25 protein-coding genes, 1 tRNA gene and 3 pseudogenes are annotated in these 25,431 nt (G+C 66.9%); 19 read left to right on the top strand and 10 right to left on the bottom strand.

Features of this window, described 5'->3' with window-relative positions; genetic code table 11:
• Positions 1 to 25: 25 nt before the first annotated feature.
• Entirely contained in the window at positions 26 to 1,255 is a 1,230-nt protein-coding gene (locus GJ632_RS03265) for an RNA-guided endonuclease TnpB family protein (RefSeq protein WP_191452067.1), read from the bottom strand.
• On the bottom strand, positions 1,256 to 1,381 hold the full coding sequence (locus GJ632_RS24585) for a hypothetical protein (protein WP_255473514.1): 126 nt from the start codon (positions 1,379 to 1,381) through the stop codon (positions 1,256 to 1,258).
• Between the two features lie 221 nt (positions 1,382 to 1,602).
• Between GJ632_RS24585 and GJ632_RS03260 the strand changes: the two genes are divergently transcribed.
• The 5 genes from GJ632_RS03260 (at position 1,603) to GJ632_RS03240 (ending at position 5,040) form a co-directional block, all read left to right on the top strand.
• Positions 1,603 to 2,499, top strand: a complete 897-nt coding sequence (locus tag GJ632_RS03260) for a winged helix-turn-helix domain-containing protein (RefSeq protein ID WP_089808506.1) — start codon at positions 1,603 to 1,605, stop codon at positions 2,497 to 2,499.
• A gap of 180 nt (positions 2,500 to 2,679) precedes the next feature.
• Positions 2,680 to 2,934, top strand: coding sequence for a hypothetical protein (locus GJ632_RS03255; protein ID WP_191452066.1), 255 nt, complete (start codon positions 2,680 to 2,682; stop codon positions 2,932 to 2,934).
• 89 nt (positions 2,935 to 3,023) lie between these two features.
• The gene (locus GJ632_RS03250) at positions 3,024 to 3,290 is read left to right on the top strand and encodes a hypothetical protein (RefSeq protein ID WP_191452065.1); all 267 of its coding nucleotides are present in this window, start codon (positions 3,024 to 3,026) and stop codon (positions 3,288 to 3,290) included.
• Positions 3,291 to 3,404: 114 nt separating this feature from the next.
• The gene (locus GJ632_RS03245) at positions 3,405 to 4,652 is read left to right on the top strand and encodes an NAD(P)/FAD-dependent oxidoreductase (RefSeq protein WP_191452064.1); all 1,248 of its coding nucleotides are present in this window, start codon (positions 3,405 to 3,407) and stop codon (positions 4,650 to 4,652) included.
• 151 nt (positions 4,653 to 4,803) lie between these two features.
• Complete coding sequence (locus tag GJ632_RS03240; protein ID WP_191452063.1) at positions 4,804 to 5,040, top strand: hypothetical protein; 237 nt, start codon at positions 4,804 to 4,806, stop codon at positions 5,038 to 5,040.
• Between the two features lie 55 nt (positions 5,041 to 5,095).
• Here the strand turns inward: GJ632_RS03240 and GJ632_RS03235 are convergent, their stop codons facing one another.
• Complete coding sequence (locus GJ632_RS03235; protein WP_191452062.1) at positions 5,096 to 6,376, bottom strand: RNA-guided endonuclease TnpB family protein; 1,281 nt, start codon at positions 6,374 to 6,376, stop codon at positions 5,096 to 5,098.
• 243 nt (positions 6,377 to 6,619) lie between these two features.
• Here GJ632_RS03235 and GJ632_RS03230 point away from each other — a divergent pair.
• Positions 6,620 to 7,035: pseudogene (locus GJ632_RS03230) on the top strand (hypothetical protein).
• A gap of 105 nt (positions 7,036 to 7,140) precedes the next feature.
• Positions 7,141 to 8,070: a GTP cyclohydrolase MptA gene (mptA, locus tag GJ632_RS03225; protein WP_191452061.1), complete on the top strand. Its 930-nt coding sequence runs from the start codon at positions 7,141 to 7,143 to the stop codon at positions 8,068 to 8,070.
• A gap of 124 nt (positions 8,071 to 8,194) precedes the next feature.
• Here mptA and GJ632_RS03220 read toward each other — a convergent pair whose 3' ends face one another.
• Both GJ632_RS03220 and GJ632_RS03215 read right to left on the bottom strand, forming a co-directional pair.
• Positions 8,195 to 9,019 (bottom strand): TrmB family transcriptional regulator, encoded by an 825-nt coding sequence (locus tag GJ632_RS03220; RefSeq protein ID WP_191452060.1) that lies wholly within the window; start codon positions 9,017 to 9,019, stop codon positions 8,195 to 8,197.
• Positions 9,020 to 9,106: 87 nt separating this feature from the next.
• Positions 9,107 to 10,776, bottom strand: a pseudogene (locus GJ632_RS03215) (DUF255 domain-containing protein).
• Between the two features lie 167 nt (positions 10,777 to 10,943).
• Here GJ632_RS03215 and GJ632_RS03210 point away from each other — a divergent pair.
• From GJ632_RS03210 to GJ632_RS03200, 3 genes are all read left to right on the top strand, one after another.
• Positions 10,944 to 11,348: a hypothetical protein gene (locus GJ632_RS03210; RefSeq protein WP_191452059.1), complete on the top strand. Its 405-nt coding sequence runs from the start codon at positions 10,944 to 10,946 to the stop codon at positions 11,346 to 11,348.
• A gap of 90 nt (positions 11,349 to 11,438) precedes the next feature.
• Entirely contained in the window at positions 11,439 to 11,921 is a 483-nt protein-coding gene (locus tag GJ632_RS03205; RefSeq protein WP_089809239.1) for an FxsA family protein, read from the top strand.
• A 275-nt stretch (positions 11,922 to 12,196) separates the two neighbouring features.
• Positions 12,197 to 12,270: transfer RNA gene (locus GJ632_RS03200), tRNA-Ile, on the top strand.
• Between the two features lie 343 nt (positions 12,271 to 12,613).
• Here the strand turns inward: GJ632_RS03200 and GJ632_RS03195 are convergent.
• A pseudogene (locus GJ632_RS03195) lies at positions 12,614 to 13,608 on the bottom strand (phosphoribosyltransferase family protein).
• A gap of 316 nt (positions 13,609 to 13,924) precedes the next feature.
• Here GJ632_RS03195 and GJ632_RS24580 point away from each other — a divergent pair.
• From GJ632_RS24580 to GJ632_RS03185, 3 genes are all read left to right on the top strand, one after another.
• On the top strand, positions 13,925 to 14,053 hold the full coding sequence (locus GJ632_RS24580) for a hypothetical protein (RefSeq protein WP_255473511.1): 129 nt from the start codon (positions 13,925 to 13,927) through the stop codon (positions 14,051 to 14,053).
• 238 nt (positions 14,054 to 14,291) lie between these two features.
• Positions 14,292 to 14,597, top strand: coding sequence for a stress response translation initiation inhibitor YciH (yciH, locus tag GJ632_RS03190; protein ID WP_343160995.1), 306 nt, complete (start codon positions 14,292 to 14,294; stop codon positions 14,595 to 14,597).
• A gap of 134 nt (positions 14,598 to 14,731) precedes the next feature.
• Entirely contained in the window at positions 14,732 to 15,664 is a 933-nt protein-coding gene (locus GJ632_RS03185; protein WP_191452058.1) for a hypothetical protein, read from the top strand.
• Between the two features lie 9 nt (positions 15,665 to 15,673).
• Here GJ632_RS03185 and GJ632_RS03180 read toward each other — a convergent pair whose 3' ends face one another.
• Positions 15,674 to 16,705: a sodium:calcium antiporter gene (locus tag GJ632_RS03180; protein ID WP_089808474.1), complete on the bottom strand. Its 1,032-nt coding sequence runs from the start codon at positions 16,703 to 16,705 to the stop codon at positions 15,674 to 15,676.
• A gap of 3 nt (positions 16,706 to 16,708) precedes the next feature.
• Positions 16,709 to 17,920 carry a GNAT family N-acetyltransferase gene (gene eis, locus GJ632_RS03175; protein WP_343160994.1) on the bottom strand — a complete coding sequence of 404 codons (1,212 nt, stop codon included), beginning with the start codon at positions 17,918 to 17,920 and terminating at the stop codon, positions 16,709 to 16,711.
• Between the two features lie 100 nt (positions 17,921 to 18,020).
• Between eis and GJ632_RS03170 the strand changes: the two genes are divergently transcribed.
• The 3 genes from GJ632_RS03170 to GJ632_RS03160 all read left to right on the top strand — a co-directional run bounded on the left by GJ632_RS03170 (position 18,021) and on the right by GJ632_RS03160 (position 19,262).
• Positions 18,021 to 18,275, top strand: a complete 255-nt coding sequence (locus GJ632_RS03170; protein ID WP_177232618.1) for a hypothetical protein — start codon at positions 18,021 to 18,023, stop codon at positions 18,273 to 18,275.
• Between the two features lie 75 nt (positions 18,276 to 18,350).
• Complete coding sequence (locus GJ632_RS03165; RefSeq protein ID WP_089808467.1) at positions 18,351 to 18,602, top strand: hypothetical protein; 252 nt, start codon at positions 18,351 to 18,353, stop codon at positions 18,600 to 18,602.
• A gap of 126 nt (positions 18,603 to 18,728) precedes the next feature.
• Complete coding sequence (locus tag GJ632_RS03160) at positions 18,729 to 19,262, top strand: DUF5815 family protein (protein ID WP_191452057.1); 534 nt, start codon at positions 18,729 to 18,731, stop codon at positions 19,260 to 19,262.
• 53 nt (positions 19,263 to 19,315) lie between these two features.
• Here the strand turns inward: GJ632_RS03160 and GJ632_RS03155 are convergent, their stop codons facing one another.
• Positions 19,316 to 19,519, bottom strand: a complete 204-nt coding sequence (locus GJ632_RS03155) for a hypothetical protein (RefSeq protein ID WP_191452056.1) — start codon at positions 19,517 to 19,519, stop codon at positions 19,316 to 19,318.
• Between the two features lie 77 nt (positions 19,520 to 19,596).
• On the opposite strand from GJ632_RS03155, the gene carB reads away from it, so the two are divergent.
• Together carB and GJ632_RS03145 are read left to right on the top strand one after the other, a co-directional pair.
• The gene (gene carB / locus GJ632_RS03150) at positions 19,597 to 22,833 is read left to right on the top strand and encodes a carbamoyl-phosphate synthase large subunit (protein WP_191452055.1); all 3,237 of its coding nucleotides are present in this window, start codon (positions 19,597 to 19,599) and stop codon (positions 22,831 to 22,833) included.
• Positions 22,834 to 23,033: 200 nt separating this feature from the next.
• On the top strand, positions 23,034 to 23,804 hold the full coding sequence (locus tag GJ632_RS03145) for an SDR family oxidoreductase (RefSeq protein ID WP_191452054.1): 771 nt from the start codon (positions 23,034 to 23,036) through the stop codon (positions 23,802 to 23,804).
• Between the two features lie 40 nt (positions 23,805 to 23,844).
• On the opposite strand, the gene GJ632_RS03140 is transcribed toward GJ632_RS03145, so the two are convergent.
• The gene (locus tag GJ632_RS03140) at positions 23,845 to 24,669 is read right to left on the bottom strand and encodes an NAD(+)/NADH kinase (protein WP_191452053.1); all 825 of its coding nucleotides are present in this window, start codon (positions 24,667 to 24,669) and stop codon (positions 23,845 to 23,847) included.
• 190 nt (positions 24,670 to 24,859) lie between these two features.
• Here GJ632_RS03140 and GJ632_RS03135 point away from each other — a divergent pair, with 190 nt between their 5' ends.
• On the top strand, positions 24,860 to 25,138 hold the full coding sequence (locus tag GJ632_RS03135) for a hypothetical protein (protein WP_191452052.1): 279 nt from the start codon (positions 24,860 to 24,862) through the stop codon (positions 25,136 to 25,138).
• Positions 25,139 to 25,431: the final 293 nt, after the last annotated feature.

Raw genomic sequence — 25,431 nt, 5'->3', positions numbered from 1 at the left:
GCGGTCGTGCGTGAACTACCCCACCCTACTCGCTCACGACTGACGCCGTTCGCTCCTTGAGGGTGGGGCTTCCTGTTTTCACGACGCGCTTTGCAGATACCGAGGTATCCACAGGGAGCGCAGTCTCCACAGGCGTTGATTCGGAGTGAACCACTCCTACATCGTTGATACCGCGAGAAAGGATGTTCCACGCCGCGTTCGCGTCCCTGTCCGCCTCAAACCCGCAGGCGGGACAGGAATGGTCACGAACCCACAGTGGTTTGTCCGTCTCCGTTCCGCACGACGCGCATTCTTTGGTCGTTCCTCGCGGGTTCACAGCGATAAAGTGCGTTCCTTTGCGTTCGCACTTGTATTCGAGCATTCGGAGGAACGTCCCCCACGAGGCTCCGGCCCGGTTCCGAGAGTTGCCCGGTAGTTCGACCAATCCCTTCGCGTCCAAGTCCTCGACCGCAACAAGGTCGTACTCGCGGGCATAATATGACGACAGTTTGTGCAGGAAGTCACGGCGCTTTCGCTTCAACTCGGCGTGGCGTTCGGCCACAACCCTGCGTTGTTTCTCCCAATTGTTCGAGCCGTGTTCCTTCCGCGAGAGGCTATGTTGGGCGCATTCGAGTCGCTCGCGTTCCTCACTGAAGTCGGGACTCTCGATAGCATATCCGTCGGTGTCGTGGGCGTACTTGGGAATCCCCAGGTCGATGCCAACGACCTTCTCGGGCGTCTCCGGTTTCTCGGGTGGGGCTTCGTCCACGTCGAGACCGAACGTGGCGAACCATTTGCCCGTGGGTTCTCGCTTGACCGTGACCTGTTTGATGGTCGCGTTCTCGGGAATCTCTCGGTGGAGGTGAATCGGAATCTCACCGATTTTGCTCAACCACAGGACAGGCCGACCACTCGTATTCTTGAGTTCGAAGCCGGATTGGTTGTAGGTGAGCGACCGATACTCCCGAGGCGGTTTCCACTTAAGCATTCCCACGGCGCGTCCGTTCTCCTTCTGTGCTTTGAGCGTGGAGAGGTTGTCGTAGACGCGCTTGACGACCATCTGCAATACCTTCGAGTGAACGTCTCCGAGGTCGTCCCACCACGATTTGAGGTCGGGAAGTCGTCCCTGCACCTCGTAGCGGGCGGGAATGTCGTCTGCCTCGTTGAGTTTGTAGAGGACGTGGTTGTAGAGTTGTCTACAAGTATCGATGTGGTGCAGAAGCGTCTCGGTGAGGGCTTCTGGTGGGTCGAGTCGATACTTGTAGTTGTAGTGCATCTATGACTCTCGTTCCTCGATGAGTTCGTCCAGTTTCTCTTGGACGAACGAGGAGAGGTTCAGGTGGTTGTCCTGAATCCACTCCTCTTGGTCGTCACGGATGGAGATGTTTTTGCGGGTCGCCACAACACACTATACACAAACTACACAACTAAGAGTTGCGATTGCGTGGGCCAGTCGTCGCGGAGTGTTTGTGAGACGATGACGGCGCTGTATCCCCTCCCTACTGCGCTACTCAGTCGCTTCGCTCCCTGCGTTGCTCCTTGAGGAAGGGGGACTTAGCGCCTAATTCCAGTTAAACGAATTTGTGCGTGGCTTTTTGCCGTCGGAACCCGGTATCGGAGGGTATGAGCGAAACAGACGCGGGCGACGAGGGACTCCTCACGGACTGTGTGGACTGTCTCGCCCCCGCGGAGGCGTTCGCCGTCGTCGGCAACGAGACGCGCCTCGCCATCCTCGAAGCCCTCTGGCGGTCGCCGGAGCGTCCGGTGACGTTCTCGGACCTCCGCCGTCGGGTCGGGATGCGCGACAGCGCGCAGTTCAACTACCACCTCGGCAAACTCACCGGCCAGTTCGTCGCGAAGACCGACGACGGCTACGAGTTCAGGCACGCGGGCGAGAAGGTGGTCCGCGCCGTCCTCTCGGGGAGTTTCAACGAGAACCCGACGGTCGAACCGTTCGAGGTGCCGGGCGAGTGCGCCGACTGCGGCGGCACGCTCACCGCCTCGTACCTCGACGAACACATCTCCGTCGGCTGTCGGGACTGCGGCCGTCTGCACGCGCACGCGCCGTTCCCGCCGGGCGGACTCACCGACCGGTCGGACGAGGAAGTCGCGCACGCGTTCGACCAGCGCGTCCGGCACCTGCACTGCCTCGCCGCGGACGGCGTCTGCCCGGAGTGCGGCGGACGAATGGGAACGACGCTGTCGCAGGAGACGGGACCGCTCGACGTGGCCGCCTGTTCGGTCCACCGCTGCGAGCAGTGCGACCACCGCATCCGGTCGCCCGTCGGCCTCAGCCTCCTCGACCAGTCCGACGTCGTCGGCTTCCACGCGACTCACGGCGTCGACCTGCGGGACAGCCCGCACTGGACGTTCGAGTGGTGCGTCGGCGACCGGACCACCGTCCTCGACGACGACCCGTGGCGCGTCCGCGTGGACATCCCGCTGGACGACGAGGAACTGCGCGTGACGCTCGACGACGAACTCGCCGTCGTCGCCGTCGAACGGCGACGCCTCGGGTGAACTGGTGAAACGCAGTTCAGTAAGCGCGCCTACAAAAATTCAGTTCAGATTACACTTTTCGTATCGGCGGCCGTCCCTCCACACGTGAGACGACGATGACCCGCCGACTCCACTCCCCCGGTCGTACCGCCCGCTCACCGACGTTCGGCGACCCGACGCGCCGCGGCCACGCCGCCCCCCGTGACCGCGGCCGCGGACGCGTTCGGGACGCTCCTCGGGTTCGCTCTGTTCGCCCTCGTCGCGAGCGCACTGGCGCCGTTCGTGCCGCCGGTCGCGACGCTGTTGGCCCTGTGGTTCGTCGGCCTGCCGGCGGCGTTCGCCGTCTCCGTCGGCGGCGTCGACGCCGTGACCCGCCTGCGCCGCCGCCTCCGTCGGTTCGCCTGCGCACACTGGCGGGCCGGCTGTGAGCACGACTCCGCTGACGCGGCCGTCTGAGCGCCGAGCGAGTCGCCGTGCGGACGTGGCCGAGTGCGGCGTGCGGACCCGGTCACGTTTATCTCCGCTCGCGGCGTCCGTCTCGTCCGATGACCGCCTCACGTCCGCAGACGATACGCGAACGGCTCGACGCCTCGGGGGCACCCACCGAGCGTGACCCCCTGTTCGTCCTCGTCTGCTACTGCCTGCTCTCCGTGCTGTCAGTCCTCGCGTTCGGCGTCTTCGTCGCCGTCGCCGCCCCGCACATCGAGAGTCCCGCGGCGTTCGCCGCGGTGTTCCTCGTCGGCGTCCCGGCGGCGTTCGCCCTCCCGGGTATCGTCCTGCGACGCGTGGGCGTCCGGGTCGGGGGGCGTTGAGCGGGGATACCGCCCGTCTGTCGCCGTCCGGGTCGTCCCCCGCCGGTCTCGGGCTCCTCGGACGCATAGCGAGGATAGCAATTCACATTAACCCCGGTGTCAAAGATTCCGCGTATGACCCAGTCGTACGTCATCATCGGCGACGGTATCGCGGGGAGTTCCGCCGCTGAGACCCTCCGTGAGGAGGAACCCGACGCCGACATCACCGTCGTCACCGACGAGGGTGAAGCCCTGTACAATCGCATCCTCATCAAAGAGTTCGCCAAGGGGAAACTCCCCGAAGCGCCGATCTCCATCCACGACCCCGAGTGGTACGACGAGCGCGACATCGAACTGAAGCTCAACACCCTCGTCACCGACGTCGACCCCGACGGGCACACCATCACGACGCACGAGGGCGAGGAACTCTCGTGGGACAAACTGCTCGTCTCCGTGGGGGGGACGCCGACCCAACTGCCCGTCGACAACTCCGACGCCGAGGGCGTCCACCACTTCTGGACGTTCCAGGACGCCCGCAAGATTCGCTCGCACATGGAGGAGGCCGACAGTTCCGTCGTCGTGGGGGCCGGACTGCTCGGCATCGACCTCGCGGCCATCACGGCCGCGCAGGGCGTCGAGGGCAAGTATCTCATGCGCGGGAACTGCTGGTGGCGGTACGCGCTCTCGGAGGAGGGCGCCGAGATAATCCACGAGGCCCTCCGCGAACGGAACGTCGAACCCGTCTTCGACTCCGGCGTCGACCACTTCGAGGTCGACGACGACGGCGTGGTGACGACGGCCGTCGACCCCAACGGTGACGAGTACGACGCCGACTTCGTCGGCATCGCCATCGGACTGGACTTCAACACGGAGATTCTGCAGGGCACCGACATCGAGTGCGACGACGGCATCGTCGTCGACGAGTACATGCGGACGAACCACGAGGACGTGTTCGCGGCGGGCGACATCACGCAGTTCCACGACGTCATCCTCGGCGAACGCGCCCAGAACGGCGCGTGGGGGTCGGCGAAGGAACAGGGGACCATCGCCGCGCAGAATATGGTCGACTACGGGTCCGAGGAGTTCCGCTGGGTCTCCTCGTACTCCATCACCCACTTCGACTTCCCGTTCCTCTCGTTCGGTCACCCGACCATCGGGGACGACGAGGCGGAGGCGAAGTACTCCGACAGCGAGTGGCGACGCCTCGCTTTCAAGGACGGCAAAATCGTCGGCGGCGTCCTCATCGGTGACCTCTCGCCGCAGTCGAAGTACAAGAAGCTCATGCGCGAGGAACGCGTCGTCGCCGACCAGAAGGACGTGCTGATGCAACAGCAGTTCGAGATAGACGACCTGGACCTCGAAGAGGAAGCGCCGGCCGAGTAAGCGCCCTCCCCGACAGTCGCGCCGTCGCCCCTCCGTGCAGTCGTTATCTTCTCTCTCGCTCTCTTCTCCCTCGACTCGTCGCTGACTCTCGCCGCGCGTCTCCCCTTCCGCAGTCCAAATCTTTATTTTCTACCATGACGTTTGGTATCGCATGTCACGGACTGCGTGCGAATCGACGTACGGCGACGCTGCGGACGGCGTGACTGTCGTCAGAACCGGTGCGGAGGACATCGACCCGACGGCGCGGGTGTGGCACTACGACGAACTGTCCGACCGGACGCAGACGGCCATCGCGGCGGCGGTGGACGGGCCCAAGCCGAGCGTCTGTGCGCCGGAACTCTCGGTCGGCGACGTGGTCCGGTACACCGGCTACTACGAACTCCATTGACATCCTCCCCGGCCTGAAGGGCGAGGATTCCCGACCGCCGGTGGGATCTTGTGGTTTACGACGTGGTCTGTTCTCGCGGTGTGAAGCATCCGCTCTCTGAATCGAACAAGTACGTCGATGGCTGTGCCAACCAGCCGTTACTCCTATCACCGCCATCTGTGGCGGGATTCGGAGATACTTTCTGTCGAATGTTCTCAGCGCCGTTCACGTCTGCATTCGCCACCGTACCGCACTCATCGCAGACATACAACCCACGTTCAACACGGTTCGCGTCACGCTTCCGCCCACAGCACGAACACGACCTCGACGTATCGCGCTCAGACACTCGCTCGACAGTGATGCCTTCCATCTCGGCCTTGTATTCGAGCATCTGTGTGAAGCGGTCGAACGCCCACGAGTGCAGGTCGAGGTTGCCGTGCTTACCCCAGTTCTTCGACTCGCCGTTCTCCTCATCCTCGCGGATACTGGAGAGCTCGCCAACCGCAATCGTCGCCACCCCTTCGTCAACACATCGCTGAACGATGTGTTTCGAGAGCGTGTGGAAGTAGTGGGTTCGACGGGCCGACTTCTTCTGATTCAGTCGCGTGGCCTGCTCTGAGTCTGAGTCGTCACAGCAAGCGATTCGCTTGCTGAAGTAGTAGTCGTCCTGCTTCAGACAGTTGAGCGGATACAGTTCGCTGTGACCGTCTTCGTAGGCGAGCGTGGCGAAGTTGTTGATACCGAGGTCAACACCCACGGTCTTCTCACCGGGTGATTCAGCAACCTCGATTTCAACTTTGCACACGAAGTGCAGTTCCCACTCGTCACCAGTCCAGACTGCTCGAACCTGTTGGACGTTCTCCACGGTCGAGAGGTTAACGTCGGGGCGGGTCTGATATTCGCAGAGGATGAAGTCCGACCAATACTCCTTGAGGTTCGAGCCTTTCGAGAGTCGGACTCTTTCGTACTCGGTGTCGAGTTTGAAGCCTGCGGCTTTGAACGTGACCGTACTTCGCGGATGGTCGTCGCCGTGTTTGCGGTACTTCGGTGGGTTTGCTCTCGTGTCTCCGTTACGTCGTTTGCCGTACCAGCCGTTGAACGCTTCAGCGAGTTCTTGCAAAACTCGCTGACTTGACTGAGAATGCAGGTCATCGTAGCGTTCGTGCGACTTGAGGTACGAGGTGAGTTCGTTGTGACCGGGGATATGGCCAATCTCTGACCACACTCGGTCGCAAACCCACCGCCCGACGTTCCAGAGTTTTGATGCTGAGAACCCGAGGGCGTCGAGGTCGTCGGACACCCGTTGCTGGTTCCGTATGGCTGCAGTGTAGGTGCGGGTGACGACCTGTTTCGCCATACGTAACCTATGTCGAGATAGTTACTTGAAAATATGTATTTGAGCGTGGAATATCCTGCCGAGCGTTTGAACGGTGGATTGCGAAGGGTAGTGTCGGATTCATCCCCGCCCTAAACGGCGGGAATTTCTCCTCGATTCTCCGTAACTCGGTCTTCTCCTCTCGCTCCGGTTCGACCGGTGAGGCGGCCGTTTCTCGGTCGCGGAACCGAAGCGGTTTTGCGTCCGACGCGACCATCTTCGGGCATGGACGGAGGCGGCTCTACCGACATGACGCTGGCGTTCGAGTTGGCGGCGCTGAAGGCGCTCGCCGACCCGAACGCCGTCTTCAACGACGCACGGCAGTGGACGGAGTACGTCGGCGTGGTGAGCGATAAGCCCACCTACGTCGTCACGAACTTCACTCGGAAACACCGCGTCCGTCAGGACTTCTTCTCCGGACCGCGCGGCGTCGAGGAGAGTCTGGAGAACGTGAAACGGCAGTTCGACACCGACCGCCACGTCTTCGTCGGGACGAGCGACGAGGACCGCGATCTCGCCGACCGGACCGAGTGGGAGTATCTCCCGCTCGAACAGGCCGCAGAGGCGCGGGCTGGGCGCTCGCAGGCGAGTCGGAGGAGGACGACCCGTTCGAGACGAGCACTCGCGACGACTGGCCCTGACACCGACACCACCTCCCGGCAGACGCGGCGACGTGGGCGATTTCGCCGCCCAGCGCCGTTCCCCTAGCGAAAGCATTAATCGAACACAATCCTACCCTTCTCACGATGAGTCACCAGTTGCCTGACGTTCAGGCAGGTAGACCCGACGTGACTGTCGGACTGAGCCAGGTGGGTGTGACGGGTGTGGACAAACTCGTCAAAATCGCTCGCGACGGCAAGCGCCCGCTGATTCTGATGGCGGAGTTCGAGGTGTTCGTCGACTTACCCAGCGGACGCAAGGGGATCGACATGAGCCGGAACATGCAGGTCATCGACGAAATCCTCGAGGACGCCGTCGCCGAACCGACGTATCGCGTCGAGGACATGTGTGGTGACACCGCGGAGCGACTCCTCGCCAAGCACGACTACACCTCGAAGGCCGAGGTGCGGATGACCGCGGAACTCGTCCTCCGCGAGAACACTCCGGCGTCGGACCTCCAGACGCAGAGCACGGCCAACATCATCGCCAGCGCGGTCGCCACCGAGGACGGCACCCGCGAGGAGATCGGGGCCGAGGTCGTCGGCATGACGGTCTGTCCCTGTTCGCAGGGGATGTCGGCCTCCCGCGCCCGCGACGTGATGCGGGACCTCGACGTCGACGACGACACCATCGAGGAGTTCCTAGAGCAGGTCCCGCAACCGGGCCACTCCCAGCGAGGACACGCGACGCTGACCGTCGAGACGGACGGGTCGCCCGACGTGGACCTCATCGACCTCGTGGACATCGCCCGCGACTCGATGTCCGCGCGCATCTACAACCTCGCGAAACGACCCGACGAGGACCACATGACCTACCACGCGCACGCCAACGCGAAGTTCGTCGAGGACTGCGTCCGGTCGATGGCCGAGCAGGTCGTCGACGAGTTCGACTACCTCGCCGACAGCGCCGTCGTCCACATGAAGCAGTCGAACGACGAGTCCATCCACCAGCACAACGCCCACGCCGAACGAGTCGCGTCGCTGGGCGAACTCAGAGACGAACTCGCGGACCTGTAGTCCGGGTCGCCGTCGTCGGTCGCGATTCGGGACCGCGCCGACGCAATCGCCGGCGCGAACGCCGCGACGACCGAGCGACTCGCTCTACCGTGAGCGGTTCTCCTCGTCGGTTCGACGGCGTCGGTCAGTCGTCCGCTTCGACGTTCGACAGCGTGAGGGGCTTGGCCTCCGCCCACCGCGGGTCGAACATCTCCCGGATGTCGGTGGCGAACTCGGCGTCCTTCAGGTCTATCATCGCGAACGGTTCGCCGGGGTCGAGGGGGTTCGGGACCTCGATGCACACCTCCACGTCGTCGATGAGGTTGAACGTCCCCGGCAGTTGTTCCGTCGTCCGCACCTCGAAGCGCGGGTGGTTCTCCAGGCGGTCGACGTAGCGTTCGCCGACGCTCCGGGGGAGCGACGAGACTATCTTCGGCGACATCAGCACGGACACCTCCACGCCGCGGTCCAGTGCGGCTTCGAGTTCGTCCGTGACGAGTTCGCCGACGCGGCCCAGGTCGAACTGCGGCGAGAGCGTCCCGGCGACCATGACGAGCGAACTGTCGGCGGCCGAGAGGCGTTCGAGCAACAGGTCCACGGACTCCTCCATCCCGACGGCGGCGGTCCAGAACTGCCCCTGAACGGGTTCTGCGGTCTCCAACTCGTCGGTGAGTTCGTCGACGACCGCCTCGTACTGTTCGGCCTTCTCCTCTAACTCCCGCCGCTTCGTCTCCAGCAGACGGTCCAGCGCGGTGTCGGGTTCGACGGCGACGTACTTCTTCGGGCGACTCGCCGCCTGACTCCGGACGAGACTGTGCTGTTCGAGACTGTTCAGCACGTCGTAGATGCGGCCCATCGGCACGTCGCTGGCGCGCGACAACTCCTTGGCGGTTGTCGCACCCGTCCGCAGCAACGACCGGTACGCTCGCGCCTCGTACTCCGACAACCCGAGGTCCCGCAGACTGGTCATGGTCACAACAGACCCCCCACGGTTAAAAACAAACCGGGGGTTTACACGTTCTGCCGGTTCACGGCTCTGCGCTCCGAGGCGGCGCTCTCACGCGCCGTCGGTGAGGTCGGAGACGGCGGTCATCGAACTGGTCGGGTGTGGTGACGGTCCGTTCGCGGTCGCCGAGGCGAACCGTCGCCGCGTCGACCGAGACGCCCGGCGCGTCGGGGACGACGACCTTCTCGTGGTCGGCGACGCGGAGGGCCGCGCGGTGGAGGTCCGACCCGGCCGGCGCGCGACGGCGACGACGAGCGTCGGTCGGGTCAGCCGCGCCGCCACCGACCCGTACCCGGCGACCTGGACGCCGATGCGGTCCCACGCGCCCGCGAACGCGCCGACGGCGTTCCGCGCGGCGTCCTCGTAGGCGTCCTCGCCCGTCACCGCCGCGAGGTCACAGAGCGCGTCGGCCATCTCACGTTCGCGTCCAGCGGTCGAAGCGGCCGGTCGAGCAGCCCGGCGCCCGACGCCGGCCCGTCTCTGAAGGCGCCGTCGCCCGCCTGCAGTTCGTCGAGCGCCGCGTCCGCGACGGACCGCGCCCGGTCGAGATACCGGTCGTCGCCGAGCACCTGTCGCGCCCTGCCGAACGCGGCGACGACCCGCGCGTGGTCCTCGAGGAGGAGCGTCTCGCCCGTCTCCTCGCCCGCCTCGAAGTGCGTCACGACGCCGTCGTCGTCGACGAGTCGGCTGTCGAGGTAGTCCAGCGTCCGAACCGCGTAGTCGCGGGCGGACTCGTCGTCGGTGTACGCGGTCAGCGTCAGCAGGGCGTCCGCCGCGAGGGCGTTCGCGCCGGCGTAGGCGGTCAGGTCCCGCCGCGGCCCCGCGTGGTCGGCGCGGCCGTCGGCGTCCAGTTCGTAGTACTCCTCGCCGTCGCTGGGGCCGACGCTACTTCCGTCGCCGGGGCCGACGCTCCCCCCGAACGCCGCGCCGTTCCAGAGCCGTTCCGCGAGGAAGGCCTGCGTCCGCCGAGCCGGGTCGAGGAGGGCGTCGTCGCCGGTGTAGAGGTAGCCGTTGGCGAACGCCCGCACGAGGGCGGCGTTCGTGTCGAGCAGTTTCTCGTGGTGCGGGTCCGACCAGTCCCGGCCCTCGGCGTAGCGGAAGAAGCCGCCCTCCACGTCGTCGAACAGCGTCGCCGCCAGCGTCCGGAGCGTCTCCACCGCCTGTCGTCGCGACCGCTTCAGGGCGAACTCTATCGTCCGCGGCATCGGGAACTTCGTCCCGTCGCCCCACCCGGCGAACCGGTCGTCGTACTTCTCGTCCAGTTGCCCGGCGAGGTGTTCCTCGATGTGCGTGTCCACCGGCCCCTCCGGCGTCGGGTCGTCCGCGAGGGCGCGCGGGACCCGGCCGGCCGCGTCGCCTCGCTCGGTCCACGTCTCCCGGACCCGGTCGAGCACCTGCCGCATGCCGTCGGGGCCGAGGTACATCGCCCCGGTGACGAGTTCGCCCGACGGCGTGCAGAACACCGTCGAGGGGAACCCGCCCATGTTGTAGCGCTCGCGGACGCGCGGGTGGCGGTCCACGTCGACTCGGACCGGCACGAAGTCGTCGTTCACGTTCGCGGCGATGCGCGGTTCGCCGTACGTCTCGACGTCCATCTCGTGACAGCCGTCGCACCACGTCGCCGTCAGCGACAGCAACACGGGTTTCCCGGCCGCGTCGGCCTCCTCGAACGCCTTCGGACCCCACCGCCGCCACTCGACGCGCGTCTCGTCGTCCGTCATGACTCACGCTGGGTGACCGCGGGGGGTAAGCCCTTCGAGGTGTTTCTTCCGGTCGCAGTTCCTCCTCGACGCTCGGACGCGTCACCTCGTTACCGGCAAAAGATGTTTTATCTCCCCCCTTGCAACGTAGAGAAGAGTTGCGGTCTGGCGGGGACTCACGGGCACCCATGACCTTCGAAACCGACGAGACAGACGGCGACGACGCCGAGACCGTACCGTATCCTCCCGTCCAACTGGACGGGGGCGAACTGTCGCTCGACGCCATCTTCCACATCCTCAGCAACCGCAGGCGCCGGTTCGTGCTCTACTTCCTCTCGGACGTGCGCGGACCGGTCGGACGCGAGGAACTCGCTCGCAGAGTCGCGACGTGGGAGGCCGGCGTGGACATCGACGAGGCAACCAGCGAACAGGTCACGCGCACGACCGTCTCGCTGGACCACGCTCACCTCCCGCGACTCGAAGACGACGGCGTCGTCACGTACGACCGGGAGGCGGACGTGGTCGAATCGACCGACTCGCTCTCGAAGCTGGAACCGTATCTGGAACTCGCGCGGCCGACGGACTTCGACTGACTGCAGGTCTCCCACTTCGACGGCCGCGCGCCGTTCGTTCCCCACGCCGAGGACACAAGGGCTATGAACGACGACCCAATAGAGACGCGCATGCAGACGCGCTGGGTCATCGCGGCACTCCTCGCGATTCCCCTCTTGGATACGCTCCTGCTGGTCCCGCTGGCCAGTACCATCGGGTTCGTTCCCACGGTCCTGTTGGTCGTTCTGACGGGGCTCGTCGGTATGCTCCTCGTCCGCGCCGAGGGCCGACACACGCTCTCGAAACTCCAGCGGAAAGTCGCGACGGGCGGCATCCCGACGAACGAACTGCTGGACGGCGGCCTGCTCATCGCCGCGGGCGCGTTCCTCCTCACGCCGGGCGTCGTGACCGACCTCATCGGGTTCCTCCTCGCCATCCCGGTGACGCGCTTCCCCATCCGCGAGACGACGAAGCGCTTCGTCGTCAAACCGTATCTGGAGAAGCAGACCGGCGGCTTCGCCTCGGGCAACGTCTGGGTCGGCGGCTTCCCGGACGACGACGTCGTGAACCTCGACCCCGAGAACTACGGTCGGCCGGACGACGACAACTCCTGAGGCGCGCCGCCTCGCGGTCGCCTCGACTCCGATTCCCCCTCTCCTTCGACGGTTCAGTCTCCCGCCCGCGTCGCAGCGCACGCTGGGGGTGTCCGTTCGTTTCCGCGGCGGTCGTGTGCGTCGTGAGACGCCGTCCGTACGGGCACCGCCTCGGTGGTCGTGACCGGCATCGTCCGGGCGTCTGTGGAACGGTGCGGCTCACTACCACCCGACGGACCCGTAGCGAAAAGAAACTCTTAAACGAATCCTCGAACAACGACTGAATGCGCTCACCTGGGCCAATAGCTCAGTCAGGTTGAGCGCTCGGCTGATAACCGGGAGGTCCGCGGTTCAAATCCGCGTTGGCCCACCTACTCACCTCACGCCGTCCGGCTGAGGTGGATTGGGTGCGGGAACTCCCCAGCCACCTAATCTCGACACTTCACACTTCTGAGCCACGGCTATTTCCAGGTGCGTTCGGTCACCGCGTGAACGGTAGTCCGCGCAGTCGGGCGGTTGGGGTTGCCGACGGAGGTCGGAACGCGCGTGTCACCACTGTAGTCGAACAGCCCAAAGAGACGTGTGCCGACGGAGCAGTGAGGACAGTAACCGAGTTCCCGAACGACTCCGCAGAACGCAATCCAGCCCGTCGAATCGGGGAACGAGCCGAGTATCGACCCGCTCGCCCGGCTATCGCGCCGTGTCTCTGCGAGTCACTTCCCGCCCCGACGCTCCGTCAACCGACTCAGCGTGTAGTAGCCCTCGTTGAGGACGTACTTGCTCGCCTTCAGCGAGAAACCGAGCGGGTTGTCGCTGAACCGCGACAGGTAGCTCGAACTCTTCTGGAACGCGCGGTCGAGGTGCCCCGGATTGAGCATCTCGTTCTCCTCGTAGCAGTGGACGGGCTTTCTCGTCAGGTCGCAGATCTCCGTGGCTTGCTGTCGCGAACTCTCGATGAACAGGTCCGCGTCGGTCTGGCGGTACACCTCCGCCTTGTACTCGGCGTGGTTGCCGCGTCGCTTCCGGGCCTCCTTCGACGGGAGTCCATCATCACCAGATTCTCGTACTCGATGCCGTGTCGGTCCAGCCACGCCTCCGTCTCGTCGCGGTACTGTTCCAGTCGACACGTCACCAGCCACCCGATTTTCTCCGTGGGGACGACGCGGGGTTCGACCGTCGTGAGGAACTCCCGATAGCGGGGGCCGTCGTCGTTCTCCTCGCGCGTCGGGTCGCGACAGAGGACGCCGTCGATGTCCACGCAGAACTGCTTCAGCATCGGGTGGTGCATCATGTTCCACTCGAACACGCGCGGTTTACTGATGACGTCCACCCAGTGGTCGACTTCCCGGTGGCCCTGCGAGGAGATGTATATCGCGCCGTACTCGAGGTCGAACGGAAACTCCATCTCCGCGAGTCGGCCCTTCGTCTCCCGCATCTGCCGGCCGGTGTCCACGGAGTCGTCGACGACCAGCACCGTCTCCACGTCGTCGAACGAGACCGCGCCGTCGTAGCGGTGCCCCGTCTGCAGGATGCGTCCCTCACACAATCCTTCCACGTCCGTCATCGGCACGTCGAGGTTCAAACAGAGGAGGTTGGCGGCCAGCAGGCCGCTTCTCGGGATGCCAACGACCAGGTCGATGCGGTCCGGGAGTTCCCGGGCCAGTTGGCGAGTATCTCTGTTTAACTCGGAGACACTTCTGTAGTTCATTATCGGGAACTCTGTCCTCGGGGCCGTATTACTCTACCCACGGTAACGGACTTTAGTGCCATCAATAACGCGATTTAGGCAAGAAAAAACCGTGAAACAGTACGACGAGCTGACACTCACGCTCGGAGAATGGTTCCCGACGTGCCGACTCGGACCGTCGTTCGGCCCCGTGCTACACTACGCACGGCGCCGCTACGCTCCCGCCGAATCGACCGAGCGTCCGGTGTCGTCCGCGCCGTTCCGGCGCTCTCTCACCCAATTTACTCGATTCCGCATCACAGTAGTATTATATCCCTGACCGTCGTATCCGCGTTCGATGCCCGAGATAACCGTCTCAGACACGCTGTACCGCCAACTCGTCTCCGTCTCCGACGGGGAGCAGTTGGACGAGACGATGTGGAAGATGGTCGCTCACTACGGCCGCGGCAACAACCCCGGCGACTGAGCCCCCGCGCCCGGCAGCGTCGGAATCGCCTGCCGGTTCCCCGCCCCCGCTCTCCACCCCTCGCCCCCTCACCGAAGCGTCCGCGCCTCGTTTCACACGCCGCCTACACGTCGCTCACACGCCGCCTACACGTCGCTCACACGCCGCCTACACGTCGCTCACACGCCGCCTCTACACCTTCGTTTGTCGCCCGTGCCGGCGGGCGAACGCGTATATCCGCCGGCCCCCTAGCGGAGGCGTGGCAAACAAGGACGACCTGTCATCCATCGCCGGACTCCCCGAGGAACTCGGCATCGACCGTGACCTCGAACAGTCCCACCAGCAACTCTCCGTCCACGTCGACACGCGACGCTACGGCAAGGCCGTCACCGTCGTCTCCGGATTCGACCTCTCGGCGTCGGAACTGCGGGACGTCGCCTCCCGACTGAAGCGCAAACTCGCCTGCGGCGGCACCGTCGACGAGGGGGAAATCGAACTGCAGGGCGACCACTCGGGGCGCGTCGGCGGCCTCCTCCGCGAGATGGGGTACGAACTGCGAGACTGAGCGCGGTAGACGAACGCAGGACCGGGCGAGCGGCGGTTCCCTCGCCCACAAACGACACGAAACCTATATTTCTCGCGCCGCGACGGTTCGAACGTGGCGCCCTCCGTTCCGTTCACCGACCGCATCGCCGACGGGTGGCGACGCTCCGGCGACGCCTGTGGCTGGCGTTCGTCCCCGTCGTCCTCTCGCTGTTCTCCGTCGACAAGATACTCGGCGTCCTCGGTCTCGACGGCTTCCACGTCGGGGTGACGCTGGTCAGTTTTCCCTCCCCGTCGTCGGGGGTCTGGCAGTTCGTCAACACCCCGCAATCGGACGCCCACGTCGGCCTCGCGGCGTCGCTGGGCGTCGTCGCCGCCGCCTTCGTCACGTCGGCGTTCCTCCTCGGCGGCTACCTCGGGAGCCTCCGCCGACTCCTCGACGCCGGCGCGGCCGAGTACGACTTCGTCGGCGACGCCCGCGCGCACCTCGCTCCGATGGCCGTCTGGACGGGCGTTCCGTCGCTCGTCACCGCCGGCGTCGTCCTCGTGACCGGCGGGTTCGGCACCGTCGACGGGTCTTCCGCCTTCCTCCCCGTCGTCCTGGTGCTGTTCGTCCTGTACGCGGTGTTCGGCTACCTGTTCTACGCCGCGCCGTTCCTCGTCGTCCTCCGCGAGACCGGCATCGCGGACGCGCTTCGGTCCAGCTACGACCTCGCGCTCTCGGGCGGCCCGTACGCGTCGTACGCCGTCGGCTACCTCCTCTTCGCGCTCCTCGTCTCCGTGCCGATGTCGCTGTTCGTCGTCAACCTCGGCGTCGTCGGACTCCTGCTCGGTATCCCCGTCGGCGGCCGCGTCGGACTCGCGGCCACGACGGCGTCGATGCGGTTCGTCGCCGACGTCGACGACCGGTCGCCGACGCTCCGCAGGTGGGACGACCACCGGGGCGTCGACACCCCCGGCGACGCCGGCGGCGACTCGCGGGGCGAACGCGACGAGTTCGGCCACGATACACCGGACGACACACCGGACGACGACGCACCAGACGACGACGCACCGGACGACGACGGCGTCGGCGACCCGCCGCGGTGACGCCGCCGGTCAGCCGACGTACGACGTGATGCCGAGGCTCTCGGCGACCAACCACGCGAGGAACCCGATGTAGACGGCGACGAGCAGGTACGCCTCCCGGCGGGTGAGGCGCATCTCCGTACGGAGGACGGCGAAGAAGACGACGGAGGCGGCGACGAGAAAGCCCATCATCGGGACGACGGTGCGGAGCGAGACGACGGCCTGCCCCGCCGCGAGGACGCCCACCGGGAGGACGACGAGGAGCGCGAAGATGTTGCTCCCGAGGACGTTCGCGAGGCTCACGTCGGCGTTGCCCCGCCGCGCGGCGACGACGCTGACGAACGTGTCGGGGAGGCTCGTCCCGGCGGCGACGACGGTGAGACCCCAGAGGAACGCCGAGGTGCCGAAGGCGTCGCCGAAGCCCACCGCGGCGCGGACGAGCAACTCCGCGGAGGCGACGATGACCACGAGCGAGAGCATCAGTCGGGCCCACTCGCGTTCGACGTTCACCGCGTCGGGGTCCACGCCGAACGGCGAGGCGAGGCGATTGTCCATCGTGTCGTGGTACTGGATGAAGATGTAGAGCCCGTACAGCAACACCGGGAAGACGGCGACGCCCGGCGTGATGGTCCCCGTGAGGGAGTCGCCCCCGCGCGGGTCGTAGACGACGGCGAGCGTGAACGCGAGGAAGACGACGGCGACGGACAGCAGGTAGAACTGCGCCTCCTTGAACACGAGGTCGCGGTTCGACGCCAGCGACCCGCCCCCGGCGAGTGCGGAGACGGCGGGGATGACGAGGATGTTGAACACGGCCGACCCGACGACGGCACCGACGCCGATTTCGAACGCGCCGTACCGCACGGAGGCGATGACCGTGCTCGCCAGTTCGGGAAAACTCGACCCCACGGCGGCGACGACGGCGCCCTGCACCACCGGTGGGAGGCCGTAGTACGCGCCGAGGCTGTCCGCCGCTTCCACCAGCAACTCGCCGCCGCGGAAGGCGAGTCCCGCGCCGAGGATGGCACCGCCTAAGAGCAACGTCAGCGTGAACGCGCTCGCCACGTGTCAGAACCCTTCCCGGAGGAACGTCCGTTCGCGCGGGAACAACGCCGCGAGCGTCTCCCGGACCGGGGAATCGGCGACCGTCAGGTCCCCGACGCGTTCGAGTTCGGCGGGCGTGCGCGCCCCGACGGCCAACTGCGAGAGCGCGCCGACGTCGAGTTCCGCGTCCGGCGTCGCCTCGACGCGGGTCACGTGCGCGCCCGCGGCGTCCACGCGGAGTTCGAACGTGTCGTCGTTCCACGCGCACCGGTCGTCCGAGACGGCGAGGACGACGGACTCGCGTGCGTCGTACGACAGCGCCGAGAGCGCGTCCGCCACGTCCACGAGGCGAACCATCGGCCCCGGCTTCACTTCGAGCGTCGCCGCGCGCGGGTCGGGCAACTCGTCGATGGGTCGGGCCCACGCCGGCAGTGACGTGAACGTCACCGTCTCCACCTGCGAGTCGTGGTCACGGCAGAACCGGAGCAGGTGCGCGCGCGCCGCGTCGTCGGCGGACGCGCACTCCCAGACGCGCATGTCGCGGCCGTCGTCGCCGTCGTCGTCGAACGTGTAGACGAGGTAGCCGCGGAGCGTCCCTCCGTCGTCGAACCAGCCGTAGACGTAGGGGTCTTTCTCCCACCCGCGGAACGCGCGCTCGCGCCACCAGCCGTCTGTTCGGCGAACCGCCAGCGACTCGGTCGCCCACGCCTCGTGGACCGTTCGGATGGCCGCCAGGTCGGTCTCTGCGTCCAACTGTCGGAACGACCCCGCCGGGTCGGGGGCGACGGCGGCGAGTTGCTCGGGCGGTATCGTCGCCTCCGCGTAGTCGTTGCAGGTGGCCCAGCCGAGCCGACGGTAGAACGCGTACTCGAACGGCCAGAGCACCGAGAACGCCGTCCCCGCCTCGCGGCAGCGTTCGAGGAGGGCGTCGAGCATCCGGCCGACGGTCCCCTGCCGACGGCGTTCGGGCGGCGAGGCGACGGCCGAGACGCCGCCCGCGCGGTGCCAGTCGCCGCGAATCTTCGCGGTGAAGTCGTAGCTCCCGCAGACGGTCCGGAGGTCCTCCGCGTCCGCCTCTCCGTCCGGCGGAACGTCGTAGAGGCCGAACGCGGTGAACAGGTCGGGCCACGGTCGGTCTCGGTCCTCCCAGTCCGGCCCCTGCGCCGGTCGGAAGGCGTAGTTCACCATCGCGCGCCAGGCGTCGCGGTGGTCCTCGGGGAGCGTTCGGAGCTGCACTATCCCCCTCGTCGCCGGCCGGCGTATAAGTGGTTGTGCAACCGTGCGACGGTCGGTCACGAACCGAGCGATTCAGGGTCGTGTAGTTCCGACGGTGAGTATGGGCCACGACGAGACGACAGTCGAGAGCGACGGGGAGTCGAGTATGTTCGCGCTCACCCGCGACAAACTGCTCCTGCTGGTCGTCCTGTTCGTCGGAATCGCCGGCACCGGGCTCGTACGGCGGTTCCTGGGCGAACTCGGCTACAACGGCGTCGGCCGCCTCGTCTTCATCCTCGGCTACGGCGGGATGGTGTTCATCGTCTGGTACGGCTGGATTCGCCCGATGGACATCACCGGGCCGCAGGGTCGGTGACGGGCGACCCGTCGCTCAGTCTGCCGAGGAGAACGGAACTTTAATACTCGATTCGCGCCGAAACTCGCGGTAAGGATGCTCCCCCTACAACTCATCGACAGCTTTCTGCTCAACTACAACGTTGGGCAGGCGCTGTTGCTCGTCTTCGTCTTGGCGACGCTCGGCGCACTACCGCTGAAATCGGCGAAAATCCTCGCCCTCAACACGATGGCGTTCGGCGTCATCTTCATCCTGACGCCCCAGTCACTCGTCCCCACGCACTACCTCTTCCTCGGCATCGCCCTCCTCGTCGTCGGTCCACTGCTGTGGACCACCTCGCGGAGCTAATCCGGCCCGGACGACGGCCCGACCCCGCATCCTTCCGCGCGCACCGCGCCCCTGCCGTCGCCCAGCGGCCGTCTCTCCCCTCCGGAGAACGCGACGTTTAACCCACCGCGACGACAACGACCCCCCATGGCACAACCGCGCGTCCCGGGCGGCCGTGGCGAGGAAATCGACCTCCCGTGCGGGGAGACGAAGCGCGTTCGGAGCCTCGACCTCGGCCTCCGCGAGTTCGACTGTCCGTGCGGCGACACGCACGCGGTGGTGATGGACGTGCACCCGCCGGACCGCTTCCTGCCGGAGTTCCTCGTCGACGTCCTCCGCGAGGCCATCGAGACGACGAGCGAGGACATGCCGGAGTTCGGCACCCCGCACCTGATGGGCATCGTCCTCGAGGAGTTCCCCCGAGCGGTCGTCTCGGCGGACGTGAGCGACGACGGCGACGTCGGCGCGGGCATCGTCTGGGTGACCGACTTCGACTCCCGCCGCCTCCACGAGATAATCGTCGAACTCGTCGTCGAACTGATGGAACACGCCGTCTCCCACGCCGAGGACGACTCGGCCGTCTCCGACTTCGAGACGAAGATGCTCGACTTCGACGTGAGCGAGTTCGTCGAACAGTACCGAGCGGAGCGCGACCTCTCCGAAGACGACGTGTACGCGTAGCGCACGTTCCGTTATCCGTTCTCTTTCGTCCGTTCCGTCCACCCCGTCTCGGTCTACTCCGTCCCGTCTCGGTCTGCCCGTCCCGTCTCGTCCCGTCCTGCCTCCCGCCTCGTCACCCCGACGCCCGTCCGGGTGTCGTCCCGTCCTGCCTCCCGCCTCGTCACCCCGACGCCCGTCCGGGTGTCGTCCTCTCGCACGCCGTCGAGCGACGCCGCTGACGCCGCGAGCGCGCTGATTCGCCGACTCCCGACCGCCACTACGAAATTCGAAACTCGATTTCGTATCTCGTAGAAATTCGCCGGGCTTATTACGATGTGCCGATTTCTACACCACGATGACCGACGAGGACACCTCGACTGGCTCTCCGACCGGGAGCGAGAACAGGACAATTCTACTCATCGGAAGCGGGCCGATACAGATCGGACAGGCGGCCGAGTTCGACTACTCCGGCGCGCAGGCGTGTCGAGCGCTCCAGGAGGAGGGGGCACGAGTCGTCCTCGTCAACTCGAACCCGGCGACCATCATGACCGACCCCGAGATGGCCGACAAGGTCTACATCGAACCCATCACGCCCGAGGCCATCTCCGAGGTGATTCGGAAGGAGGAGCCCGACGGCGTCATCGCCGGACTCGGGGGGCAGACGGGACTGAACGTCACGGCCGAACTCGCAGAGCAGGGCATCTTGGAGGAGTTCGACGTGGACATCATGGGGACGCCGCTGGACACCATCTACGCGACGGAGGACCGCGACCTGTTCCGCAAGCGGATGGAGAACATCGGCCAACCGGTGCCGGCGTCGACCACCATCTCGCTGGAGGAGGACGAGAAGGTGGCCAACGTCACGGAAGCGGACCTCGAAGAACGCGTCGAGGCGGCCGTCGACGCGGTGGGCGGCCTCCCCGTCATCGCCCGGACGACGTACACGCTCGGCGGGTCGGGGTCGGGCGTCGTCCACGAGATGGACGAACTCGTCGAACGCGTCCGCAAGGGCCTCCGCCTCTCGCGCAACAGCGAGGTGCTCATCACCGAGTCCATCTCGGGGTGGGTCGAACTGGAGTACGAGGTGATGCGCGACGCCGACGACTCCTGCATCATCATCTGCAACATGGAGAACATCGACCCGATGGGTATCCACACCGGCGAGTCGATGGTCGTCACGCCGTCGCAGGTGATTCCGGACGAGGGGCACCAGGAGATGCGCGACGCGGCGTTGGAAGTCATCCGCGAACTCGGCATCCAGGGCGGCTGTAACATCCAGTTCGCGTGGCACGACGACGGCACCCCTGGCGGCGAGTACCGCGTCGTCGAGGTGAACCCCCGCGTCTCCCGTTCGTCCGCCCTCGCGTCGAAGGCGACGGGGTACCCCATCGCCCGCGTGACGGCGAAGGTGGCCCTCGGCAAGCGCCTCCACGAGATAGAGAACGAGATTACCGGCGAGACCACCGCCGCCTTCGAGCCCGCAATCGACTACGTGGTGACGAAGATTCCGCGGTGGCCCAAAGACAAGTTCGACGAGGTGGACTTCGAGCTCTCGACGGCGATGAAGTCCACCGGCGAGGCGATGTCCATCGGCCGGACGTTCGAGGAGTCGCTCCTGAAGGCGCTTCGTTCGACCGAGTACGACCCGGCCGCCGACTGGGCGGAGGTGTCCGACGACGAACTCGAAGCCGACTATCTGGAGACGCCGACGCCCGACCGCCCGTACGCCATCTTCGAGGCGTTCGAGCGCGGTTACTCGGTCGACGACGTGGTCGAGATGACCGAGATGAAGGAGTGGTACGTCGAGCGGTTCAAGCGCGTCACCGACTCCGTCGCCGCCGCGCAGGAGGGCGACTTCACCGCCGCCGCCACCGCGGGGCACACGAACACCGAGATAGCCGCCGCGACGGGCAGCGACGTGGGAACCGTCGAGACGCAGGTACCCGGCCGCACGTACAAACAGGTCGACACCTGCGCCGGCGAGTTCGCCGCGCAGACGCCGTACTACTACTCCTCGCGCAAGCCGGAGTTCTTCTCCGGTCCCTACGAGGGCGACGCCGCCGCCGGCGAACTCCGCGTCGACCGCGACGTGGAGAGCGTCGTCGTGGTCGGCGGCGGTCCCATCCGCATCGGCCAGGGCGTTGAGTTCGACTACTGCTCGGTCCACGCCGTCCGCGCCCTGCGCGAGATGGGCATCGACGCGCACGTGGTCAACAACAACCCCGAGACCGTCTCCACGGACTACGACACCTCTGACGGCCTGTTCTTCGAGCCCATCACGGCCGAAGAGGTCGCGGACGTGGTCGAGGCCGTCGACGCCGACGGCGTGATGGTCCAGTTCGGCGGGCAGACGTCGGTCAACATCGGCCACCCCCTCGAATCGGAGATTCAGCGCCGCGGCCTCGACTGCGAGGTTCTCGGGACGACCGTCGACGCGATGGACCTCGCGGAGGACCGCGACCGGTTCAACCTCCTGATGGACGAACTCGGCATCCTGCAACCCGAAGGCGGGTCCGCCCGGAGCGAGGAGGAAGCGCTCGAACTCGCCCGCGACATCGGCTACCCGGTGCTGGTCCGCCCGTCGTACGTCCTCGGCGGCCGCGCGATGGACGTGGTCCACTCCGACGAGGAACTGAAGACGTACATCGAGGAGGCCGTCCGCGTCTCGCCGGACAAACCCATCCTCGTGGACGAGTTCCTCGACGACGCCGTCGAACTCGACGTGGACGCCGTCAGCGACGGCCGCCGCGCCCTCATCGGCGGCGTGATGGAACACGTCGAGAGCGCCGGCGTCCACTCCGGCGACTCCGCCTGCATGATTCCGCCGCGCGCCCTCGACGAGGAGACGATGGCCCGCGTCCGCGAGGTGACCGAGGACATCGCCACCGCCCTCGACACGGTGGGTCTCCTGAACGTCCAGTTGGCGGTCAAAGACGGCGAGGTGTACGTGCTGGAGGCGAACCCGCGCTCCTCGCGCACCGTCCCGTTCGTCTCGAAGGCGACGGGCGTCCCCATCGCCAAACTCGCCGCGAAGGTGATGGCGGGCGAGACGCTCGAATCGCTGGACGTAACCGAGCAGATTCCCGAGCACACCTCGGTGAAAGAGGTGGTCCTCCCGTTCGACCGCCTGCCGGGTTCGGACCCGCGCCTCGGCCCGGAGATGAAGTCGACGGGCGAGGTGATGGGCACCGCGCGGTCGTTCGGCAGGGCCTACGACAAGGCGCAGGACGCCACGGGCAAGCCGATTCCCGCGGGCGGCACGGCCATCGTCGACCTCTCCGCCGAGGAGTTCCCCGACGCCGACACCGAGGAGGGCGCCGCCCTCCGCGACGGCGTCGCCGAGCACTTCGACATCGCGTCCTTCGAGGACACCGAGGAACGCGACGCCGCCGTCCGCGAGGGGCGGATCGACCTCGTGGTGTCGCGCAACCGTGACCTCCTCGAACTGTGCGTCGAAGAGGAGATAACGTACTTCTCCACGCAAGCCTCCGCCTCGGCCGCCCTCGAAGCGGTCGGCTCGAAGGAGGAGTCGCTGGACGTGCTGGCCATCTCCGAACGTCCCAAGCGGACGGCCGACTGGGGCGCGGAGTAGCGGTCGTTCGCGGCGCGCGCACCCCCGACGAGTTTTTCGGCCCGTGCCACCTACTCCCACGGTGCGGGCGACGGCGTCCACGCGGCACGGTGTCTGTCACCTGTCGGCATGCCGTGGGCGCCCTCCCGCGGCTGCGTTCGCGACCGCAGATTTTGTCCCCCGAACGAATCGTTATGTACGTCCGGGCACCACGATACCGCATGACAATCACGAGCGGGCGAGTGCTGGTCGCCGGCGCGACGGGGGGGACGGGCCGCCGCGTCGTGGACCTCCTCCGGGCGGCCGACGGCGACGTGGTCGTCCGCGCGATGACGCGCGACGCGGACAGCGAGTCGTCGCTCCGCGAACGCGGTGCCGACGAAGTCGTCGTCGGCGACGTGCTGACGCCCGACGACGCCGCCCGCGCCGTCGACGCCGTCGACGCCGTCGTCTGTACGCTCGGTTCATCGCCCGGCATCGGCACGCTCACGTCGGACTTCGCCGACGGCGAGGGGACGAAGAACCTCGTCGACGCCGCCGCCGCGGCCGGCGTCGACCACTTCGTCCTCGTCTCCTCGCTCGGCGTCGGCGACTCCGCCCCGGGGATGCAACTCGGCCTCCGCCTCCTGTTCCGCGGACTCGGCGTCCTCCCGGCGAAGGCGCGCGCGGAGACGCATCTCAGGGAGTCGGGACTCACCTACACGATTCTCCGCCCCGGCGGGCTGACGAACGCCGACGCGACGGGTGACGTCGTCGTCGGCGAGGGCGGCGACACCGTCTCCGGGAGCATCCCCCGCGCCGACGTCGCCGGCCTCTGTGTCGCCTCCCTGTTCACGCCGGCGGCGGCCGACCGGACGTTCGAGGTGGTCGCTCGTCGCGGCCTCCGCGGCACGCCCGAGGGCGTCGTCGACATCGACTGGCAGACCGCGCCCGCGGCGGCGCGACCCGACCCGGGAACCGAAGCGGTCGAGGAGAGCGAGTCGGCGGACTGAGCCCAGTCCGTGGACCGAGCGTCGGCCGGCGGACCGCGCGTCAGTCGAGTTTTCCGAGCGCCTCGAAGAAGTCAGACGACGGTCCGGCGAGTCGGACGGGGTCGTCCGTCGTCGCTATCGTCACCTCGGTCGGCGGCGTGACGTACTGTCGGTGCCGCCCGTCGCTGACGACGACGGCCTCCTCGGCGTCCGTCACGGTGATGCTCACCTCGGAGTCCGGCGCGACGACCAGCGGCGGCATCCCGCTGTCCGGCACCATCTCGTTGACGACGAGGCCCTCGACGCTCGGATGGACGAGCGGTCCGCGTTCGCTCAGGTTGTACGCGGTGCTTCCCGTCGGCGTCGCCACGAGGACGCCGTCGGCGTGGCCGCCGGTGTAGAGCGACCCGTCGACGCGGACTTCCACGCCGACGCCGCCGCCGTGGCCGCGTCTCGGCCCCTGCACGACGATTTCGTTCATCGCCGGGTGGCCGGTCCAGCCGTCGGTCCGGGCGGCGATGCGCGGCACCTCGCGGTGCGTGAGCGACTCGCCGTCGCGGAAGCGCTCGACTTCGGCCATCACCGCCTCGACGGCGTCCTCGGGACCCACGGCGTTCAGGAAGCCGACTTCGCCGAGGTTGACGCCGATGATGGGCGTCCCGCCCGCCCCGCGTGCGGCGAACAGGAACGTGCCGTCGCCGCCGATACTCACCACGAGGTCCGCCGTCGCGAACGTCTCGACCGGGTGGCCCTCGACGCCGAGTTCCGCCGCCGTCTTCGCGTCGATCCGGACCTCCACACCCGCCTCGCGGAGTCGCTCGCGGAGGTCGTCGGACAGGTACGCGGCCCGACTGTTCCCCCGTTGTGCGACGATGGCCACCTGCATGCTCGTCTCTCCGGTTGACTCTCACCCGGCAAAAGCCCACCGTCACCCGATTCGCTCGCCGGTCGCGCGGCGTCCTCGCCACGGCAACATTCATAGCACCTGACCACCACGTACCGACGACTGCGATGGAATCGACCGCTTCGCGTTCTCGCGCCGCCCGACTCGCCGACGCCTCGCGGAGGGACGGCGCGTGAGCGACGACGACTGGTTCGAACGCGCGTTCGCGGACGAGGAGGCGTCGCGCGGCGACGAGGCCGACGACGCACCCGCGGACGACGACGCGGACCCCGGCGACGCGAAACCTGGCGACGCGGAGGGCCGGGGGACGACGGCGTCGGACGACCCATCGACGCGCGACCCGCGCGACACACCGGCAGACGCCTCCGAGGACGCGCGTCTCGGGCGACGCCACCGCGGACCCGACGACGACGGACGAGACACCGCCGGAGTCTCCGGCGTCATCCGGTGACGGCTTCGAGGCCGCGTTCGGCTTCGACGATGACGCGCGTCCGCGGACTCGGACTCGGACTCTGAGGACGCCGGCGCGGACCCGTTCGGCGGCGTGCGCGACGGCCCGAAGCGCTCGCCGGCCGGGGCGGAGCGAAGACGGCCACCGACCCGTTCCCCGAGGACTTCGCCGCCGCGATGAAGGGCGCGCCCTCGGTCGCCGGCGACGCCGAGGGGGAGGCACCGCGCCCGGACGCCGGCACCGAGAACTTCGACGAGGAGGAGTTCGACTCCGACATCGACCGCCTCGACATC

The organism is Halogeometricum sp. CBA1124 (genome assembly GCF_009741955.1).
Classification (GTDB): domain Archaea; phylum Halobacteriota; class Halobacteria; order Halobacteriales; family Haloferacaceae; genus Halogeometricum; species Halogeometricum rufum.
Note: the sequence above shows the minus strand (reverse complement) of the source record. Positions and strands in the feature narration are given on the sequence as shown.